This is a genomic window from Micromonospora sp. NPDC049089, assembly GCF_040648775.1.
Classification (GTDB): Bacteria; Actinomycetota; Actinomycetes; order Mycobacteriales; family Micromonosporaceae; genus Micromonospora.
The window spans coordinates 1-18,823 of the sequence record NZ_JBEZEH010000002.1 but is presented as its reverse complement, the minus strand read 5'-3'; the positions used below and the strand labels follow the sequence as shown (position 1 = coordinate 18,823).

At 71.5% G+C, this 18,823-nt stretch carries 17 protein-coding genes; 6 read left to right on the top strand and 11 right to left on the bottom strand.

Going from position 1 to position 18,823, the window contains the following annotated elements; all coding sequences use genetic code 11:
• Positions 1-69 precede the first annotated feature (69 nt).
• Positions 70-252 (bottom strand): DUF397 domain-containing protein, encoded by a 183-nt coding sequence (locus tag AB0B48_RS00665; protein ID WP_354940258.1) that lies wholly within the window; start codon positions 250-252, stop codon positions 70-72.
• On the bottom strand, positions 243-1,055 hold the full coding sequence (locus AB0B48_RS00660; RefSeq protein WP_357193849.1) for a helix-turn-helix transcriptional regulator: 813 nt from the start codon (positions 1,053-1,055) through the stop codon (positions 243-245). Before AB0B48_RS00660 ends, AB0B48_RS00665 begins: the two co-directional genes overlap by 10 nt.
• A 410-nt stretch (positions 1,056-1,465) precedes the next feature.
• On the opposite strand from AB0B48_RS00660, the gene AB0B48_RS00655 reads away from it, so the two are divergent.
• Complete coding sequence (locus tag AB0B48_RS00655) at positions 1,466-1,795, top strand: hypothetical protein (RefSeq protein ID WP_357193847.1); 330 nt, start codon at positions 1,466-1,468, stop codon at positions 1,793-1,795.
• 15 nt (positions 1,796-1,810) lie between these two features.
• On the opposite strand, the gene AB0B48_RS00650 is transcribed toward AB0B48_RS00655, so the two are convergent.
• The 5 genes from AB0B48_RS00650 to AB0B48_RS00630 all read right to left on the bottom strand — a co-directional run bounded on the left by AB0B48_RS00650 (position 1,811) and on the right by AB0B48_RS00630 (position 10,310).
• Positions 1,811-3,220 carry a class II fumarate hydratase gene (locus AB0B48_RS00650; RefSeq protein ID WP_357193844.1) on the bottom strand — a complete coding sequence of 470 codons (1,410 nt, stop codon included), beginning with the start codon at positions 3,218-3,220 and terminating at the stop codon, positions 1,811-1,813.
• Between the two features lie 35 nt (positions 3,221-3,255).
• Positions 3,256-6,237 (bottom strand): BTAD domain-containing putative transcriptional regulator, encoded by a 2,982-nt coding sequence (locus AB0B48_RS00645; RefSeq protein WP_357193841.1) that lies wholly within the window; start codon positions 6,235-6,237, stop codon positions 3,256-3,258.
• 258 nt (positions 6,238-6,495) lie between these two features.
• Complete coding sequence (locus tag AB0B48_RS00640; protein ID WP_357193838.1) at positions 6,496-8,163, bottom strand: fumarate hydratase; 1,668 nt, start codon at positions 8,161-8,163, stop codon at positions 6,496-6,498.
• 125 nt (positions 8,164-8,288) lie between these two features.
• Positions 8,289-9,701 carry a PQQ-binding-like beta-propeller repeat protein gene (locus tag AB0B48_RS00635; protein ID WP_357194061.1) on the bottom strand — a complete coding sequence of 471 codons (1,413 nt, stop codon included), beginning with the start codon at positions 9,699-9,701 and terminating at the stop codon, positions 8,289-8,291.
• A 105-nt stretch (positions 9,702-9,806) separates the two neighbouring features.
• Positions 9,807-10,310, bottom strand: a complete 504-nt coding sequence (locus tag AB0B48_RS00630) for an Lrp/AsnC family transcriptional regulator (protein WP_355005914.1) — start codon at positions 10,308-10,310, stop codon at positions 9,807-9,809.
• 139 nt (positions 10,311-10,449) lie between these two features.
• Here AB0B48_RS00630 and hppD point away from each other — a divergent pair, with 139 nt between their 5' ends.
• The 3 genes from hppD (at position 10,450) to hisC (ending at position 13,940) form a co-directional block, all read left to right on the top strand.
• Positions 10,450-11,655, top strand: a complete 1,206-nt coding sequence (hppD, locus tag AB0B48_RS00625; RefSeq protein ID WP_357193834.1) for a 4-hydroxyphenylpyruvate dioxygenase — start codon at positions 10,450-10,452, stop codon at positions 11,653-11,655.
• A gap of 192 nt (positions 11,656-11,847) precedes the next feature.
• Positions 11,848-12,840, top strand: coding sequence for an RDD family protein (locus AB0B48_RS00620; RefSeq protein WP_357193831.1), 993 nt, complete (start codon positions 11,848-11,850; stop codon positions 12,838-12,840).
• On the top strand, positions 12,837-13,940 hold the full coding sequence (gene hisC, locus AB0B48_RS00615; RefSeq protein ID WP_355005917.1) for a histidinol-phosphate transaminase: 1,104 nt from the start codon (positions 12,837-12,839) through the stop codon (positions 13,938-13,940). The genes AB0B48_RS00620 and hisC overlap by 4 nt, the downstream gene beginning before the upstream one ends.
• Positions 13,941-14,029: 89 nt before the next feature.
• Here hisC and AB0B48_RS00610 read toward each other — a convergent pair whose 3' ends face one another.
• Positions 14,030-14,485 (bottom strand): hypothetical protein, encoded by a 456-nt coding sequence (locus AB0B48_RS00610; RefSeq protein ID WP_357193828.1) that lies wholly within the window; start codon positions 14,483-14,485, stop codon positions 14,030-14,032.
• Positions 14,486-14,658: 173 nt separating this feature from the next.
• Between AB0B48_RS00610 and AB0B48_RS00605 the strand changes: the two genes are divergently transcribed.
• The gene (locus AB0B48_RS00605; RefSeq protein ID WP_357193825.1) at positions 14,659-15,213 is read left to right on the top strand and encodes a hypothetical protein; all 555 of its coding nucleotides are present in this window, start codon (positions 14,659-14,661) and stop codon (positions 15,211-15,213) included.
• 127 nt (positions 15,214-15,340) lie between these two features.
• Entirely contained in the window at positions 15,341-16,270 is a 930-nt protein-coding gene (locus AB0B48_RS00600; RefSeq protein ID WP_357193822.1) for a hypothetical protein, read from the top strand.
• A 41-nt stretch (positions 16,271-16,311) separates the two neighbouring features.
• On the opposite strand, the gene AB0B48_RS00595 is transcribed toward AB0B48_RS00600, so the two are convergent.
• The 3 genes from AB0B48_RS00595 to AB0B48_RS00585 form a co-directional block, all read right to left on the bottom strand.
• The gene (locus AB0B48_RS00595; RefSeq protein ID WP_357193819.1) at positions 16,312-16,674 is read right to left on the bottom strand and encodes an LPXTG cell wall anchor domain-containing protein; all 363 of its coding nucleotides are present in this window, start codon (positions 16,672-16,674) and stop codon (positions 16,312-16,314) included.
• 101 nt (positions 16,675-16,775) lie between these two features.
• Positions 16,776-18,032, bottom strand: coding sequence for a PQQ-binding-like beta-propeller repeat protein (locus AB0B48_RS00590; RefSeq protein WP_357193817.1), 1,257 nt, complete (start codon positions 18,030-18,032; stop codon positions 16,776-16,778).
• Between the two features lie 81 nt (positions 18,033-18,113).
• Positions 18,114-18,596, bottom strand: coding sequence for an SRPBCC family protein (locus AB0B48_RS00585; RefSeq protein WP_357193814.1), 483 nt, complete (start codon positions 18,594-18,596; stop codon positions 18,114-18,116).
• Between the last annotated feature and the right edge of the window lie 227 nt (positions 18,597-18,823).

The following is an 18,823-nucleotide window of genomic DNA, read 5'->3' as shown; positions in this document are numbered from 1 at the left end:
CCCGTCGACCCGTTTATCAGGGCCAGTTGCGCGGAGAACCCGACCGCCGTCGCGGGCCAGGCGGTCGCGTCAGCGCGGGGGCGCGACCACGAAGAGCCGCCAGGAGTACGCGTCGACAACGAGCACGGGCCCGTCCGAGTCCTTGCTGTCTCGCACCCCGACCACCTCCCCAAGATTCGTAGCCACCTCGACGCACTGGTCGTTGGAACCACTCCGGCTGCTCTTACGCCACCGGGCTCGGGTCAACTCCACGACTCTGCCACTTCCCTCAGCAACTCGATCGACTCCTGCGGTGGCAACGCCTGCCCGAGGGTAGCTTCCCAGGTCCGTTGTAGACGCAACAGATCCGCAGGTAGATCGAGTTCCTGGCCGCCGATCTGGCCACCGAGGTAGGCAAGATCGCTATGGTCGTTCACGGTGGCAAGGATGAATGGCCCGTTCAGGCCGGGATACTCCTCGGCCGAGCGAGGCACCACATGGAGCTGAACCCGCGGATGCTCGGTCGCCAAGCGCGCCAGGTGCAGAGACTGCTCGCACATGACCTTCCGACCGCCGACGCGTCGCCTCAGCACCGACTCGTCAAGCACCGCGACCACATGCGGCGGGCGATCCCCGTAGAGGACCCGCTGGCTGTCCATTCGGTCCGTCAGCCGACGCTCGACCTCATCGGCATCGAGCAGTCGGTCCGACTCGAAGATCGCGCGAGCATAGTCTTCGGTTTGCAGCAGGCCAGGGACGTGAAGCGGGTCGAACCATCGCAGCGCCCGCGCCTCCGCGAGGATCGCACGCCAACCGCGCAGCCAGACCTGAGCCTTGTCCAGGCTGACCAGTTCGGTGGACATGCGGCCGAAGAGGCCGCCGGTGTCGAGGGCCCGGTCGACGAGTTCCAGGTACTTGGCGGTGGGCACCTGCTGGCCCAGCTCGACGGCGCTGACCATCGACGCCGAGTAGTTGACCGCCTTGGCCAGCTCGTCCTGACTCCAGCCGCGCCGAGTCCGCGCCCGGCGCAGCTCCGCTACCAGGAACGCCGCCGCCGTCATCTGTCCATCGGCCATGCCGTGCCCGCCCTCCACCCCGCCGACGACCATTTCCAGCCGGCCGCCAGCGGCGGTGCCACCCAGAACAGGGCGACTATGACGACGCGGCCAAACCCTTCCGACCGTAGTCGCCTGATCACCAGACTGTGAAGTGCGGCACCGCTCCCCGTCCCCCGGGATCTGCCGGCGCCGCACGGGACCGCCCGCTCCCCCGTGCCGGGCGGTCCCAACCCCACCGAAGCCGACCATCCACCAAGATCGCGCTCGATCCTGGAAACAGTGGTCTCCTCGCGCACGAAGGCCACTACATCCAGGATCGAGCGCGATCTTGACACGAGCAACGCAGCGCAGAGCGGTCAGCGCAGTCGGCGCAGCGCGGCACCATCGGCGCGGCCAGCGCGACGCCGGCCGGCGCGAGCCGGGGGGTGATGTCACGAACGATTCAGCTCCAAAGGAGGACCCCACCATGCCCCGGAGCGGCCCTGGGCGGGCTCACCACACGCTCCTGCCGGCCGCACCTGCCGCTGCGCCCACTCTGGCTCTGCCGGGTCTGCGCCGCGCCCTGGCCGTGCCCCATCGCCCGACTTGCTCTGCGGCAGGAGTACGCGCACGACCGGATCGGGCTGAGCATCTACCTGTGCACGGTGCTGCACGAGGCGGCTCACGACCTGTACCTACTCAACCCGCACGACGGCCCCGACCCTGCGGCGCTCTTCACCCGCTTCCTCGGCTGGGCGAGACCGCTACACCTGTACTGAGCAGGCCAGAACGGGTCAGGGGTGGGTCATCCGGAGCAGGTCCAACGTCTCGTCCAGTTGGGTCTCGGTGAGCTTGCCGGAGTCGACGTGGCCCCGGGAGATGACCACCTCGCGGATCGATGCCTGCTTGGCCAACGCCTCCTTGGCGATCGACGCGGCTTCGTCGTACCCCAGGTAGCGGTTGAGTGGGGTGACGATCGACGGTGAGCCCTCGGCGTACGCCAGACAGACCTCGGCGTCCGCGACCAGGCCGACCACCAGCCGGTCGGCGAAGAGCCGGCTCACCGCGGAGAGCAGCCGGATCGACTCCAGCAGGTTGCGGCCCATCACCGGGAGCATCACGTTCAGCTCGAAGTCGCCCTGTGAGCCGGCGAAGCCGACCGTCGCGTCGTTGCCGACGACTTGGGCGCAGACCTGCCGCATCGCCTCGGCGACGACCGGGTTGACCTTGCCCGGCATGATCGACGAGCCGGGCTGGAGGTCCGGGATGCGTAGCTCGCGCAGACCGGCGCGGGGACCGGAGCCCATCCAGCGGATGTCGTTGGCGATCTTGTAGAGGCCGATCGCCACGGTCCGCAGCTGCCCCGAGGTTTCCACAAGCGCGTCTCGCGCGCCCTGCGCCTCGAAGTGGTTACGCGCCTCGCTCAGCGGCAGCCCGGTCGACTCGCGCAGCTTGTCGATCACGGCGGCGGCGAAGCCGAGCGGGGTGTTGATCCCGGTTCCGACGGCGGTGCCACCCAGGGGCAGCTCGGCCAGTCGGGGCAAGGAGCCCTCCAACCGTTCGATGCCGTAGCGGACCTGAGCTGCGTACCCGCCGAACTCCTGGCCGAGTGTGACCGGGGTGGCGTCCATCAGGTGGGTACGCCCGGCCTTGACCACCGTCTCGAACTCGGCGGCCTTTGCCTCCAACGCCGACGCGAGGTGGGCCAGCGACGGCAGCAGATCCTCGACGATGAACTGGGTGGCCGCCAGGTGGATCGAGGACGGGAAGACGTCGTTGCTCGACTGGGAGGCGTTGACGTGGTCGTTGGGGTGCACCGGTGAGCCCAGTTCCCGGGTGGCCAGGGTCGCGATCACCTCGTTGGTGTTCATGTTCGACGAGGTCCCCGAGCCGGTCTGGAACACGTCCACCGGGAACTGGTCGTCGTAACCACCGTCGGCCACGTGCGCGGCGGCGGCGGCGATCGCGGCGGCCACGTTGGCGTCGATCACGCCCAACTCGCCGTTGACCTGGGCCGCCGCGCCCTTGATCTGCGCGAGCGCCTTGATCTGGGCCGGTTCGATACCCCGGCCGGAGATCGGGAAATTCTGCACCGCGCGTTGGGTCTGTGCCCGCCACAGCGCCTCGGCGGGCACCTCCACCTCGCCCATCGAGTCGCGTTCGATGCGGTAACCGGTCGCCTCTGGAGTCGTCACGCGTACCATCCTGCCGCGCCCGTGGCCGACTCGCAGATGATCCGTCAGCCCAACTCGGCCAGCAGCCGTTCCACCTCGTGCTGCTCCGGCGACTCGATCTGGCGGAACAGGGACAGCGCCCGGAGCCAGTGCGACCGGGCCGCCGCCGGGTCGGTCTCCCGCAAGCAGCGGGCGATACCGTCCAGCGCACCGGCCTGTTCGTGCCGGGCGTCCATCCGGATGGCATCGGCGAGCACCCGCCGGTGCAGGTCCAGCGCGCTGGCCACGTCCCCCTGGTCGAGGAGAGCGCGGGCCAGCAGGTTTCGCGACATGCTGGCGGCAATGCGGTCCCCGGACTTCGTCACCGCAGCGAGCGCCTCGCGGTGCAGCGTCGCGGCGGCCTCCGGCCGGCCCATGATCCGCTCGATGGTGCCCAGCTCGTTGAGGACCTCGCCCTCGCCGAAGCGGTTGCCCTGCCGGCGCTTGAACGTCAACGCGAGCCGCAGGAACCGGCGCGCTCCCGAATAGTCGCCGAGCCGGGCCCGCACCGCCCCAAGGTGACCGAGGGCGTTGCACAGGCTGTTCATGTCGCCGATCTCGCGGGCCAGGCGCAACTGCCGCCGCGAGGCCAGCCGGGCCTCCGCGTAGCGACCCGATGCCAGCAGCAGAAACGCCTGATTGTTGAGCATCGCGATGACCTCCGCCGGCTGGTCACCGCCGGAGACAAGCGACAGTGCCACGGCGGAGTGGGTCATGGCGGGAGCTAGCTGCCAGTTCGCGCCGTACGCGACGGCCAGATTCCGGCGGACCGTCGCCTCACCACGCCGGTCGCCGAGCCGTTGACGCAGTCGGAGCGCGACCTCCATCAGCTCAATGGCCTCCGGGTACCGCCCGAGCCGGAAGTAGCCCGAGGAGAGGTAGTTGCGCACTGTGGCGATGGCTCCCGCGTCGCCGAGCTGCTCGGCGGCGCCCAGCGCGACGGTGTGGGTGTCCACCAGCTCGTCCAGGTGGCCGTGCCTGAACAGATAGAACCAGGCTGTGCGGGCCAGCTGCCAGCAGCGTTCCAGGTGCCCCTCGTCGGCGGCCATCCGCACCAGCGCCGGAAGCGCCGCGCGGTTGGCGTCGAACCAGGCGGCACCATCCGAGACGGACGCCCGCACCAGATCGGCTCGGGGAGGTTCCGGCAGCACCAGGGCGGATCGGCTGGCCACCGGCTCCATTCGACTGGAGATGGCGTGGGCCACGTGCAGGTAGTGATCAAGGAGTCGGACGGTGGCGGCCGTCCGGCTCGCCGCGGTCTCGCTGGTCCCCAGCAACTGCCGGGCGTACTCGCGCATCAGGTCGTGGAAGCGGAAACGGCCGGCCTCGGGCTCGTCGACGAGGTGCGCGTCGACGAGACTGTCCAGTAGGTCCTGGGCGTCCGGCAGCGGCAGGTCGGCGACCGCCGCCGCCGCCCGATCGTCGAAGAAGCCCCCGGGATGCAGCGCCAACAGCCGGAACATCCGCTGTTGGTCGACGTCGAGCTGTGCGTACGACAGAGCGAAGGCCTGCCCGACGGAGCGTTCGCCGGCCGACAACTCGGTCAGGGTGTCCCGTCCGGTGGCGAGCCGGTCCGCCAGGTCGCGGACCCGCCACCGAGGCCGGTGCGCGAGTCGGGCACCCGCCAGCCGGATGGCCAGCGGCAGGTGCCCGCAGCGGGTGATCACCTCGATGGCCGCCTCCGGCTCGGCGTCGACCCGGTCGGTGCCAACCACCCGTCCGAGCAGTTCCACCGCCTCCTCCGAGTCGAGCACGGCCAGCGACGACGGCTTGCCACCGTCCAGACCGGTGAGCCGGCGGCGGCTCGTGACCAGGGTGAGGCTGTCCCGACCGCTGGGCAGCAGCGGTGCGACCTGAGCGGCGCTCGCGGCGTTGTCGAGCACCACGATCGCCCGGCGTCCGGACATTCTGCTCCGCCACAGGGCGGCACGTTCGTCGGTGTCGGCGGGGATCCGGTCACCCGGAACACCGAGCTGACGAAGCAGCGTGGCAAGGGCGACGGCGGGCGGGATCGGCTCCCGATCGCTGTGTCCGTGCAGGTCGATGAAGAGATGCGCGTCGGGGTAACGGTCCGCGAGCGCGGTGGCGACGTGCACGGCCAGCGTCGTCTTCCCGCTGCCCGCCATGCCGTCGACGAGCTGGATCCGGGCGTCGTCTTCCTCGATCTCCTTCACCAGCCGGGCGAGCGTCTCCTGCCGTCCGATGAAATCGTCGATCGCCCGGGGCAGTGCCCGGACCGGGGTGAAGGTCCGCTCCTCCGAGCCGCCGAGTGCCAGGTCACCGGCGAGTACGCGTTGGTGCAGTTCCTGAAGCTCGGCACCGGGTTCGATACCCAGCTCGTCGGCGTACAACCGCCGGCCCTCACGGTAGACGGCGAGCGCGTCGGCCTGCCGACCGACCGAGGACAGGGCGAGCATCAGTTGGCCACGCAGACGCTCCCGCAGGGGATGCTGGTCGACGGTCTCGGCAAGCTCCTCGATCAGTTCGGCGGCCCGCCCGAGGCGCATCTCGACGTCGACGCACTCCTCCAGGGCGGTGAGGCGCTGCTCGTCGAGCGCCTGTGCGCGGCGGCGGACGCTGCGGCTGGGGATGCCGCCGAGCGCCGGCCCTCGCCAGAGCGCCAGGGCCGCCCGGAACAGCTCACTCGCCTTGTCCTCCCGGCCGGCCGCGACGGCGGTGCGGGCCGCCTCGACCGTACGCCCGAAAACCTCGGCGTCCAGGACACCCGGGGCGGTCCGGACGCCGTACCCGACGGGATCGGTGATGATGGTTTCCGGTGCCAGCCCCAGCTCGGTGAACCGGCGGCGCAACCGCGACACGCAGGTCTGCAACTGAGCCCGGGCGGTGGCTGGGGGATTGTCCTCCCACACGGCGTCCACCAACTCGTCGACCGGCACGAGGCGGCCGGCCCGCAACAGCAGCGTGGCGAGCACGATCCGGTCGCGTCCTGCGGTGACAGTGGACTCGCCACCGCCCACCCGCAGGGGCCCCAGGATCCCGAAACGCATCTACTCCCCCGCTTCACTGTGCAACTTCCAGCAGCGTAGTCCCGGTGTGACAGTTCGCTTCGGTCAGGCGATAGCGATCTGATAGCGGATCAACAGCGGTGCTCAGCACACTCACTGTGGGTTGTCGGTGACGGCATCCGACGGGGGCGGTGCGCCCGTCCCACCCCAGCGGGGCGGGCGTACCGATGTCGGCAGAGCACGGGCGACAGAACGGGCGCCGGGCGAGTTCGCCCGGCGCCCGTTCGCGTACCTGTCGGGTCAGCGGCGGCCGACGGTGAGCACCGGCTTGGTGACCTCGGCGAAGAAGTCGTTGCCCTTGTCGTCGACCACGATGAACGCGGGGAAGTCCTCCACCTCGATCTTCCAGACCGCCTCCATGCCCAGCTCCGCGTATTCGAGGACCTCGACGTGCTTGATGCAGTCCTGGGCGAGGCGGGCTGCGGGGCCGCCGATCGAGCCGAGGTAGAAGCCACCGTGCTGCTGGCAGGAGCGGGTCACCTGACCCGACCGGTTGCCCTTGGCCAGCATCACCTGGGAGCCGCCGGCGGCCTGGAACTTCTCCACGTAGGCGTCCATCCGGCCGGCCGTGGTCGGGCCGAACGATCCGGACGCGTACCCCTCGGGGGTCTTCGCCGGGCCGGCGTAGTAGACCGCGTGGTCACGCAGGTACTGCGGCATCGGCTCCCCGGCGTCCAACCGCTCGGCGATCTTGGCGTGGGCGATGTCCCGGGCGACCACGAGCGGCCCGGAGAGCGAGAGGCGCGTCTTCACCGGGTACTTCGACAGCTCCGCGCGGATCTCGTCCATCGGCCGGTTCAGGTCGACCCGGACGACCAGCTCGGCGTCGAGCGCATCGTCGGTGATGTCGGGCAGGAACCGCGCCGGGTCGGTTTCGAGCCGCTCCAGCCACACACCCGACGGGGTGATCTTGGCGACGGCCTGGCGGTCCGCCGAGCAGGAGACGGCGATCGCCACCGGGCAGGACGCGCCGTGCCGGGGCAACCGGACCACCCGTACGTCGTGGCAGAAGTACCGCCCACCGAACTGCGCGCCGATGCCGAAGTTGCGGGTCAGCTCCAGCACCTCCGCCTCCAGCTCCAGGTCGCGGAAGCCGTGCGCGCTCATCGAGCCGGCGGTCGGCAGCGCGTCGAGATACTTGGCGCTGGCGTACTTCGCGGTCTTCAGCGCGTACTCGGCGGAGGTGCCGCCGATGACGACGGCCAGGTGGTACGGCGGGCAGGCCGCGGTGCCGATCAGCCGCAGCTTCTCCTCCAGGAACTGCATCATCCGCGTCGGATTGAGCAGTGCCTTCGTCTCCTGGTAGAGGTACGACTTGTTGGCCGAGCCACCGCCCTTGGCCATGAACAGGAACTTGTACGCGTCGGGGTGCCCGTCCGGGTCCTCGGCGTACAGGTCCACCTGGGCGGGCAGGTTGCTGCCGGTGTTCCGCTCGTCCCACATGGTCAGCGGGGCGAGCTGGGAGTAGCGCAGATTGAGCTTGGTGTACGCCTGGTAGACGCCCCGGGAAATGGCCTCCGCGTCGGCACCGTCGGTCAGCACGTGCCGACCACGTTTGCCCATCACGATGGCGGTGCCGGTGTCCTGACACATGGGCAGGACACCGCCGGCGGCGATGTTGGCGTTGCGCAGCAGGTCCAGCGCGACGAACCTGTCGTTCGGCGAGGCGGCCGGGTCGTCGATGATCGCCCGGAGCTGCGCCAGGTGCGCGGGGCGCAGGAAGTGCGCGATGTCGTGCATCGCCTCGGCGGTCAGCGCGGTGAGCGCTGCCGGTTCCACAGTGAGGAACCGACGGCCTCCCGGGCCGTGTACGACGTCCACGCCCTCGTCGGTGACCAGGCGATAGTCCGTCTGGTCGGGACCGGTCGGCAGCAGAGGGGCGTACGAGAATGCGGCGGCACTGCTCATGAGCGGCAAGCCTAGGGCAGACCGGTCGATCACTCCCACCCGCCGGGCGGGTCCTGGGACGCCGCTCTCATCCACCGGGCGCGCCGGGCCCGACCGCCATCCGGATCATGAGGCGGACGGCCCGCTCAGCCGTCCTTGCCGCCACCCGGGTCGGGGCAGAGTTCCCGCTTCGGCCCGCAGTCGTCGTCGTTGTCCGGCCCGCCGGGGCCGGGGCCGCCCGGCCCGGGATTCCCACCATCGTTGGGAGGTCGGGCGGGCGAGTTTCCGGACGCGCCGAAGCGGACGTACCCGATCTCCCGCCCCTCACCGATGATCATGCCCTGTGACCCGACGGCGAGGGCGTTCGCCGAGGTACGCAGAACGGCCAACTCCCGGCCGGTGCGCGGGTCCAGTGCCGCCAGCCGGGACGGCTTCTCGTCGGCCACCACCGCCGCGTACGGGGTGAGCGCGGCCCCGGCCTTGCCGCTGGCCTGCCGCGTCCAGAGCACCTTCTCGGTGCCCAGCTCACGGGCGATGACGGAGCGTTTGTCGGCGGCCCGGAACACCGCCGAACGGTCGTCCACCGCGATCAGCTTGGTGCCCGGCTCACCGACCCAGAGCAGCCGGCCGTCGTACCCGTCGATGACGGTCTCGCGGCCGTCCGGTGCGACGCCGATCAGCACGTTCCGCGCACCCTGCGGGTCCTCGCGTTGCACGCAGCCGGCGGAGTCGGCGGTGCGCAGGTTGATGCCGGCCCGCTGCCAGGCCTCCTGCCCGGTCGCCGAGTCCCGGGCGGAGATGGCGAAGTAGCAGGTGCCGTCCTGGGATCGGGCGGAGATGCGCAACAGCCGGCCGCCCACCACGGAGAGCCGCTCCTCCCGGCCGGGCTCGACGTTCTGCAGCACCCGACCGGTGGCGGTGTCGACCACGTGGACCCGACCGTCGACCGGGAAGCCCAGCAGCGGAGGTGCGGCTTCCGCCCCGGCCACGCCGTCGTCGATCCGGGTGGCGGTGAGCCGGCGGGTGCCGCGCAGACCCGGATTGTCGGCGAGCAGGCCGCTGTGCACCCCGGGCAGGAAGGCCGTCCAGAGCGGCGTCGTGCCACGCGGGTCCCAGGCGCTCAGGGTGCAGTCGGTGGCGTCCGTGCAGCTGGCGTCGAGGAGCAGGTTGCGGTACGTCCAGACGGCCACCGCGTCATCGTCACGCCGACGGGTCACCCCGGTCGTCGGGTCGAGCAGCTCGTACCCCTTGACCAGGAGCTTGCCCACGGCCACGACCGGATCCCGGTCGCCGCCCGCGACCGCCGCCCAGTCCGCCTTGCGCTCCCAGAGCTGGGCACCGGTGGCCAGGCTGCGAGCCTCGACCCGGGTCCGCTGCTCGACCACCACGGCGTCGCCGGCGATGGTCACGCTGCGCGGAGTGCCGCCGACCCGTTGCTGCCAGACCACGTCGGGCTCGGAGATGGGTTCGCTGCGGTCCACCCAGTCCCACAGGCCGGGGAACGGGTTCCACACGCCGGTCGCGGCGAGCGCGACGACCACGGCGAGGCCAAGCAGCAGCCCACCGCGCACGCTCCCCTTCGCCACCCGCACACCGTAGCCACGATCACGGATCTTCCGTACGCCCGCGCCGCCGTGTCGCCGCGCTTTCTGCGCTCGGAGGTGTTACAGCGCCCTTCCGTCCAGCCGAACAGCGCTGCGCACCAGCGGAAGCGTGCGGTAGGGGATCTGCTCGGCCAGCGCGATGATCGTCGAGGCCCGGGTGATGCCGGCGGACGAGACGATCTGGTCGATGACCCGTTGCAGGTCGGTGTTCGACCGGGCCACGATCCGGCAGAGCAGGTCGCTGGAGCCGGTGATGGTGTGCGCCTCCAGCACCTCGGGGATGGCGGCGAGGTGAGCGGTGACCGGGTCGTGACCGTGCCGCTGAGTGATCTCCAGGGTGACGAAGCTGGTCACCCCGAACCCGATCGCGGCCGGCGCGATCTCGGGGCCGAAGCCCTTGATGACCTGCCGCTCGACGAGCTTGTCCAGCCTCGCCTGCACGGTGCCCCGGGCCACCCCGAGCCGCCGGGAGCACTCCAGCACCCCGATCCGCGGCTCCTCGGCGAGCAGTTCGATCAAGCGCACGTCAAGCGCGTCGAGCTGTACATTCTGCTCACCATTCATGAGTGACGACCATACCGAATGCGCAACCTGACCAGCATTTCTGCCAACAGTTGCCCACTCGATGCCGGGCCAGCGATCCTCGCCTCAAGAACCGACCACGGCGGCCCACAAGGCCGGCCGGTACGCGAGGGAGCCCACCATGACCCAGGCGATCGACCGACCCAAGTCGACCGAGGACGTCGACGTCGACCGGCTCGTCGGCGCTGTCGACCACGACATCAGCCACGACCCGTTCCCGGTCCGGGGCCTCGACCACGTGCACTTCCTGGTCGGCAACGCCAAGCAGGCCGCCCACTACTACTCCACCGCCTTCGGCATGACCTGCGTGGCGTACCGCGGCCCCGAGCAGGGCTACCGGGACCACGCCCAGTACGTGCTGACCAGCGGCTCGGCCCGGTTCGTGCTGACCGGCGCGGTGCGCCCGGACGCCGAGGGCGCCGAGCACGTGGCCCGGCACAGCGACGGGATCAGCGACATCGCGCTGGAGGTCCCGAACGTGGACGCCGCGTACGCGCACGCCATCGCGCAGGGCGCCGCCAGCGTCGTCGAGCCGCACGACGTGACCGACGAGCACGGCACCGTCCGGATGGCCGCCATCGCCGCGTACGGCGACACCCGGCACACGCTGGTCGACCGGTCCCGCTACACCGGCCCGTTCCTGCCCGGCTTCGTGGCCCGGGGCCCGATCGTGGACCGGCAGCCGATGATCGACGCCGGCATCCAGCCGAAGCGCTTCTTCCAGGCCGTCGACCACGTGGTCGGCAACGTGGAGCTGGGCCGGATGGACGAGTGGGTCGAGTTCTACAAGCGGGTGATGGGCTTCTCCAACATGGCGGAGTTCGTGGGCGACGACATCGCCACCGACTACTCGGCGCTGATGAGCAAGGTCGTGGCGAACGGCACCCGCAAGGTGAAGTTCCCGCTCAACGAGCCGGCGATCGCCCGCAAGAAGTCCCAGATCGACGAGTACCTGGAGTTCTACCAGGGCCCGGGCGCGCAGCACATCGCCGTCGCCACCAACGACATCCTTGCCAGCGTCGACGCGATGCGCGCTGCCGGCCTGGAGTTCCTGGACACCCCGGACTCGTACTACGACGACCCCGAGCTGCGTGAGCGGATCGGCAAGGTGCGGGTGCCGATCGAGGAGCTGAAGGCCCGCAAGATCCTGGTCGACCGGGACGAGGACGGCTACCTGCTCCAGATCTTCACCAAGCCGGTGCAGGACCGTCCCACTGTCTTCTTCGAGCTGATCGAGCGGCACGGCTCGCTGGGCTTCGGCAAGGGCAACTTCAAGGCGCTCTTCCAGGCGATCGAGCGGGAGCAGGAAGCCCGCGGCAACCTGTAACACTTGCGAGCGTGACGCAACCTCCGTCGTACCCGACGCCGCCGGCCGGTGGGCCCCGACCCACCGCCGGCGGCTTCGCGCCGCCGCCCGGACCAAACCTCCAGGGGTACGCCCCGCGGTACCGCCATGCCGAGTTCGAGGGAACAGCCGTCGTTAAGGTGTCCCAGTGAGCGAGCGAAGCGGAGCGACGGCGTGAGTGTGCAACCCGGCTGGTACGTCGACCCCGCCGACACCGAGACCCGGCGTTACTGGGACGGCGAGGGTTGGCTCGGTGCGCCCATTCCCGTCGACGCGACTCCGCCGGACGGTCCGCCGCCGGCCGAGCCGCCGCCCGCGCCGGTCACCCCGGCCGCGCCAGCGGCGTCGACGACCCCCGAGTCGGCGACCGGCGCTCCGGGCTGGTCGCCCCAGCAGGGCCCACCTCCTGGGTACGGCCCGCAACCGGGGCACGGCCCGGGCTGGGGACCACAGGCCGGCCCTCCCGGCTGGGGCCCGCAGGGCGGTCCGTCGGGCTGGGCACCACCGGGTGCCCCTCCCGGCTGGGCGCCCCCGGCCGGTCACCCCGGCTGGCCCGGACGTCCGCCGGAGCCGCGACCGCACGGCTTCAGGTTGGCCGGCTACGGCCGTAGGTTGGTCGCCCGGCTGATCGACTTCGGTCTCGTCCTCGCACTGAACGTGGTCGTCAACGGCTGGTTCGTCTGGCGCTGGGCGCAGGAGTGGGCGCCGTACTGGCAGGAGGTCTTCCGGCGCGCGTCGCGCGGCGACACCTCCGCCGACGGCCTTCCGCTCCCCAGTGAGCAGGCGAATTCTCTGCTGGTGGCGATCCTGCTGATCGCCACCGCGCTCTGGCTGGCGTACGAGGTGCCGACGATGGCCTCCGGCGGGCAGACGGTCGGCAAGCGGGTCATGCGGATCCGGGCGGTGCCGATGGCCGCCGACCAGCCGCTGGGCGTCCGCCGGGCGCTGAGCCGTTGGAGCACGATGGGCCTGCCGACACTGCTCTGGTACTGCGCCGGGCTCGGCCTGGTGCTGCAACTGGTCGACGCCCTCTCCCCCCTCTTCGACCACCCCCTGCGCCAGGCGCTGCACGACAAGCGCGCACAGACGGTGGTCGTCGAAGTCCCCCAACACACCGACACCGTCCCCTCGAACGACCGTAACCAGCCCCCGGGAGACACCCCATGACCGACTCCGGACGTCACCAGCCGGCGCTGCGGCTGACCCGCGTCGACCTGGACGCCCTGCCCAGCTACGTGCCGGGGCGCAGCCCCGCCGACCTGGCCCGCGAGTTGGGCCTGCCGGAGGCCATCAAGCTGGCCAGCAACGAGGTGCCGTACGGCCCTCTGCCCGGCGTCGTGGAGGCGGTCACCGAGGCCATCACCACCTCGCACCGCTACCCGGACATGGGCGTGGTCGCGCTGCGCGACGCGCTGGCCCAGCGGTACGGGGTGGACGCCGACCGGATCGCCACCGGCTGCGGTTCGGTGGCGCTGGCCGAGCACCTGGTGCGTGCCACCTGCCTGCCCGGCGACGAGGTGCTCTACTCGTGGCGGTCCTTCGAGGCGTACCCGATCATCGTGGCGACCAGCGGCGCGACCAGCGTGCGGGTGCCCAACGACGCCGGGCACGGGCACGACCTGGCGGCGATGGCGGCGGCGGTGACCGACCGGACCCGAGTGATCTTCGTCTGCAACCCGAACAACCCCACCGGTACGGCGGTACGCCGCGCCGAACTGGACCGGTTCCTCGACGCGGTGCCGGACGACGTGCTGGTGGTCATCGACGAGGCGTACCGGGAGTTCGTCACCGACGCGGAGGTGCCGGACGGTCTCGACTACCTGGACCGGCCGAACGTGGCGGTGCTGCGCACGCTGTCGAAGGCGTGGGGGCTCGCCGGGCTGCGGATGGGGTGGCTCGTTGCCCAGCCGGTGGTGGCCGCCGCCATCCGCAAGGTGGCGACCCCGTTCTCCAGCAGCACGGCAGCTCAGGCCGGGGCGCTCGCCGCGCTGACCCAGGTGGCGGAGATGGAGCGCCGCTGCGCCCTGGTCGTCGCCGATCGGGACCGGGTCACCGAGGCGCTGCGCAAGTTCGTGCCCGAGGTGCCGACGAGCCAGGCCAACTTCGTCTGGCTGCCGCTGGGCGAGCGGGCCGTGGCGTTCGGCAAGGCGTGCGAGGCGCGCGGGGTGATCGTGCGGCCGTTCGCCGGGGACGGGGTCCGGGTCACCATCGGCACCCCGGCCGAGAACGACGCGTTCCTGGCTGCGGCCGAGGCCGCGCTGGCCTGACCGTCGCCGGCGGTAGCGCACCGACTCACAGGCAGGGAACGAGCGGCGGGCGGGCGGGCGGAGCACAACTGCTCCGCCCGCCGACGCCCCTAGGGCGCTCCGTCGATGACCGCCAGTCGCCACTGCGCCTCACCCTCGACTCCGACGGCAAGGTCGGTCGAGACGCCCTTGTCGACGAAGACCTGCGACAGGTTGGGCACCCCGTCGCAGGGATATCGCAGCGGAGCCGCGGTCTTCACGTCCAGTGCGATCCGGCCTCCTCCGGTGCAGACGAAATACACGGTGAAGCTGGCCCCGCTGGGAACGACATCTGCGATGGTTGCTTCCTTCTGCTCCACCAGCGGGCCGGCCAGCAGCACCCGGCCGGGCGGAAACCATCCCGTGGGCGCCTCAGTGGTGGGCGAAGGCCGACTCGGCCCGGTGAGTGCGGGCGGGTTGGTCGGCGCCGCCGATCGTCTCGCCGTGTCACCGGTGCAGCCGCTGACCATCAGCAGGGGGACGACCGTGCCGATGGCCAGGCATACGGCGGAACGACTAGCGCGCATCTCGCGTCTCCAATCCAGGCCCGACGAGCTTGCTGAACCTCACCTCGGTCGTCAAGCTGCGAGAAGTAAGCGCCGTTTGTCCAACTTTGCGTTGTTTCTGCCCTATCTTCCGAAGTAGCCGGCCGTGCCGAGGAGTCACGCCCGCTCACTTCGAGAAAACGGGGTAACGAACAGTGCGTACTGCCAAGATCTGTCTGGCCTGGGCGGCCGCAGCGGCGATGGTGGGCTTCCTCGCCGCGCCGGCCGCCGCCGCGCCCACCGACACCACCGACACCACCTTCGAGGTGCTCGCCGGCACCCTCGACATCGTCGCGCCGGCCACCGCCGACCTCGGCGACGGTGCCCCCGGTGGCGTCATCACCGGCCAGCTCGGCGTCGTGACGGTCACCGACTCGCGAGGTGCCGCCGACGCCTCCTGGGTCGCCTCGGTGACCGCGAGCGTCTTCCAGACCGGCGGCGGCTCACCGCCCGAGACGGTCCTCCCCGAGGAGATCGACTACTGGTCCGGCCCGGCAACGGCCACCACCGGCACGGGCACCTTCACGCCGGGGCAGGCCGCCGCCGGCGACGCCCAGCCGCTGTCCAGCGTCACCCCGCTCACCGCGTTCACCCACAGTGGCGGCACCGGGGGCAACACCGCCAGCTGGAACCCCACCCTGGACGTCAACGTCCCGCTGGACAGCATCGCGGGCGTCTACACCGGCACGGTGACACATTCGGTGGCATAGCCGCCGGGGGCGGTCGACCATCGCTGTCGCCCTCGCCCTGTTCTGCCTCGCCGGTCCGGGTCTGTCGACCCGGGCCGGCGCGGTCGAACCGGAAGCGGGATCCGACGACGGCACCATCGGGATCCGGTTGTGGGAAGCCCCGACCGAACGCCGCAGCGACCCCCGGGCGCTGCGCTACATCGTCGACCACCTACCGCCGGGCACCACAATCAGGCGGCAACTGCTGATCGTCAATCGCACCGACCAGACCCGTCGGGTCGACGTGTATCCGGCGGCCGCGACCCTGGAGGATGCGGCGTTCCGCTTCGGCGATGGTCGCGCCGAGAACGAGCTGACCTCCTGGGTCACCCTCGACGAGCGCTCAGTCGAGCTGGAACCGTGGGGAGAGACCCGGGTCCGAGCGACAATCACCGTGCCGCCGACCGCCTCGCAGGGCGAGCGGTACGGGGTGGTCTGGGCATCCACCGCCTCAGCCCCGCGGGCCGGTGGCGAGATCACGCAGGTCCACCGGGTCGGAGTCCGGATGTACCTCGACATCGGACCCGGTGGCGAACCCGCCTCCGACTTCTCGATCGGCGAGGTACGCCCGGCCCGCAGCCCCGAGGGCGAACCGTCGCTGACCGTCCAGGTCAGCAACACCGGAGGCCGTGCCATCGACCTGACCGGCGCGGTCATCCTGAGCGACGGTCCGGCCGGCAGTCGGGCCGGCCCGTTTCCGGTCGGGCAGGGCGTCACGCTGGCGCCGGGCGCCTCCGGGCAGGTCATCGCCCGACTCCCGAACACGTTGCCGAACGGTCCCTGGAAGGCGGAGGTGAACCTGGAGAGCGGCCTGGTGAAGCGGAGCATCGCCGCGCAGGTCACGTTCCCCGACGCTGGTCAGGTCGGGAAACGGGGCAATGTCGTCTCCCGGATGTTTTCCGGGTGGACCGTGGTGGCGACAGCAGTGGGGCTGCTGCTGGTCGTCGGCCTCGCCATGCTGGCCCGCCGGTCCCGCCAGTCCGGTCGACCTCGGCTTCGCACCAGCCGCCCGAGGGAGCACACCCCGGCCGGCCGTTGATCGCGAACGGGCCAGCCCGACCACCGTCTCCGACCGGCCGGTCAGCTCAGCCTGTTGCGGCGGGCGGCGAACCAACCGGCGACGATCAGAGCCGCGCCCAGGACGGCGAGGAGCAGCGCCGACCCGCCCGACCCGGTGACCGGCAACTCACCGCCGTGACTCGGCGTGGGCTGGGGCGGTGCCGTCGGTGTGGACGTGGGCGGCGGCTGAGTCGGAGGCGGTGTCGGCGACGCCGGCAGGATCTCGAAGGTGACGCCCGTGTCCGCCGACGGCTCGGCCCGGACGACGCCGAACCCCTGCGCCGAGGCGGGGCCGGCGGCCAGCACCGGCGACACCGCCAACGCCAGGCTCGCGGTGGCGGCGAGTGCCCCGCCCACGAAGTAGTTGGCTGCTGTCCTGGCCATGCGCCGACCCCTTCCACCGGGAACCTGAACCGTGAAAAACGTACCCTTTCATGACAAAGGGAATGGAATGGTTCGGTGTTCCGAGCCGGAAGACGCCACGATCAGGTGGCGGCCAGGATCACCGTCTCGCCGGTGTAGAAGTAGCGCCGGTCATCGCCGGTGGGGTCGACCGGCCTTCGGAGCCGCTCGATCGCGACGAAGCCGTCCTCGGCAGTCACCGCCCCCGGCGCCCAGCCGGTCCCGTCCGACCCAACATTGAGCGCGAATCGGGACAACTGCCTACCGGTCACCGGATCCAGCGTCACCAGATCGTTCGCCTCGGTCAGCAGGTGCACCCGGCCAGGCTGCCCCGCCAGCACCCGAGCCCCGTCCAGGCCCGCGGAGCGCCACAGCTCGGTGCCCGTACGCGCCGATCGACCCACAACGACCCCGTCGAGCACGGCGACGGACTGCTCACCGACCAGCGCGACGCCGGCCGGATCCAGCGCGGGAGCGGCGACCGGCGAACCCGCAGTCAACAACCAGCCCTGGCCGCCCTCGTCACCCGGCCCGGCGGTCCGCAACCCCAGACAGTCCGAGCCGCCGGTACGACAGCCGAGTGGCGTCACCACAAACCCGTCCGGGCCGCCCGGCGGTCGCCAACGCTCCCGCACCTCGCCCGTGGCAGCCTCCCGGAACTCGACAGTGGCCGCCCCGGCGCAGGTGTCAAGACCGATCAGCAGCCCGGTGGCGCTGGTGCCGACATCGCTGCGGCACCTGCCGGGCAACTCGACCCGCCACAGCTCCCTACCGCCGCTCAGCTCGACCCCACGCGCCTGGGCATCCCCGGTCACCACCAGCACGATCCGCCCGTCGGGAAGGTCGGTGAGCTGGAGCCCGGGCGCATCCCAGACGGTCGCCGCCCAGGTACGACGTACCGGCGCCGTGCTCTCGACAGGCTCCGGGCCGTCGGCTCGCCAGAGCACCCCGCCGGTCCGGGCGTCGAGTGCGACGAGCTGCCCGTCGGACCAACGGCTGACCACGGTACGACCGCTGGCGACCACCCCGGTCAGCTCCGCCGGCCACCGCCGGTACGACCAGAACGGGCTGGTCCGGTACCGGCCGTCGACCGGCCGGTCAGCGTAGACCTGACGGTGTGCGGCGTACACCCGCAGTCTCCCGTCGACGATCAACGGGGCGACCGGCAACCGACCGATCACTCCGGCGGCCGGTTGGGCCGGGGCCGGATAGTCGGCCCGCGCCACGGTGCTCACCTCTGCCGGTGCGAGGACCCGGTGGACGATGACCGCGACGGCTGCCGTCGCGAGCAGCGCCGCGACCGCGATCGCGAGCCGTCGCCGGCCTCTCGGGAACCTCATGCCGCACCTCCGCCCGGCACCCTACCCAGCGGAGAGGGCCGGACCCCGTTCAGGTCACGGCGAAGGCTGACCGCCCGGCGCTCAGGCGGCTTCGACGGAGCCGGCGGCACCGGCCGCGACGGCGAGGTCGGCGAGATCACGCCAGAGCGCCGCCTCGACCGCCCGCGCGGCCAGCCCGCCGAGCAGCAGCGCCACCACCCGACCGTACGGAGCGGTCGGCACCGCCTCGTGGGTCACTGTGACCGCTGTGCAACCCCGACGGCGGCGGCGGACCGGCCGCAGGCTCCAGGTGATGCGGTAGTCGGCGCCGGTGCCGGAGGAGCAGAGCACCAGTCGCTGCGGTGCGAGCGCCTCGACCACCAGGAACTCCTCGGTCAGCGTGGCGCCGCCCGGCTGGACCCGTTCCTCGCGCCAGGAGGTGCCCGGCCCGAACGAACCCGGGGTGAGCACCTTGATCGGGCCGGCTGCGGTCAGCCGGGCCGCGCGGCCGGGCAGGTCGGTCAGCAGACGCCAGACGTCGACAGCGTGCGCCTCGATGATCCCGGTAATCGCCACCGTCGACATGCCACCCTCCCGTGTCCCCGACGGTACGCGGAGTGAGGGCCGGACGGGGCCCCCGGAGCGGAATTTCCAACCCCCGGGGGCCACGCTGTCCGATTGGGCGGTCGCGTGGGGCACCGGCGGGGGGGGCGGGCCGCGCACCCCCCGGGGCGCCGCGCCACCACACGGCCCCCAACCGCCCCGGTCAGCGCTTCCACCACCCCCGGGGGCGGGGCGGGGGGGGGCGCGGG

Coding starts and splice junctions, on each gene's coding strand:
- AB0B48_RS00595 (WP_357193819.1), bottom strand. CDS start 16,674: ATGGCCAGGACAGCAGCCAACTACTTCGTGGGCGGGGCACTCGCCGCC.
- AB0B48_RS00650 (WP_357193844.1), bottom strand. CDS start 3,220: ATGGTACGCGTGACGACTCCAGAGGCGACCGGTTACCGCATCGAACGC.
- AB0B48_RS00590 (WP_357193817.1), bottom strand. CDS start 18,032: ATGAGGTTCCCGAGAGGCCGGCGACGGCTCGCGATCGCGGTCGCGGCG.
- hisC (WP_355005917.1), top strand. CDS start 12,837: ATGACCGACTCCGGACGTCACCAGCCGGCGCTGCGGCTGACCCGCGTC.
- hppD (WP_357193834.1), top strand. CDS start 10,450: ATGACCCAGGCGATCGACCGACCCAAGTCGACCGAGGACGTCGACGTC.
- AB0B48_RS00630 (WP_355005914.1), bottom strand. CDS start 10,310: ATGAATGGTGAGCAGAATGTACAGCTCGACGCGCTTGACGTGCGCTTG.
- AB0B48_RS00585 (WP_357193814.1), bottom strand. CDS start 18,596: ATGTCGACGGTGGCGATTACCGGGATCATCGAGGCGCACGCTGTCGAC.
- AB0B48_RS00645 (WP_357193841.1), bottom strand. CDS start 6,237: ATGCGTTTCGGGATCCTGGGGCCCCTGCGGGTGGGCGGTGGCGAGTCC.
- AB0B48_RS00660 (WP_357193849.1), bottom strand. CDS start 1,055: ATGGCCGATGGACAGATGACGGCGGCGGCGTTCCTGGTAGCGGAGCTG.
- AB0B48_RS00640 (WP_357193838.1), bottom strand. CDS start 8,163: ATGAGCAGTGCCGCCGCATTCTCGTACGCCCCTCTGCTGCCGACCGGT.
- AB0B48_RS00610 (WP_357193828.1), bottom strand. CDS start 14,485: ATGCGCGCTAGTCGTTCCGCCGTATGCCTGGCCATCGGCACGGTCGTC.
- AB0B48_RS00655 (WP_357193847.1), top strand. CDS start 1,466: ATGTCACGAACGATTCAGCTCCAAAGGAGGACCCCACCATGCCCCGGA.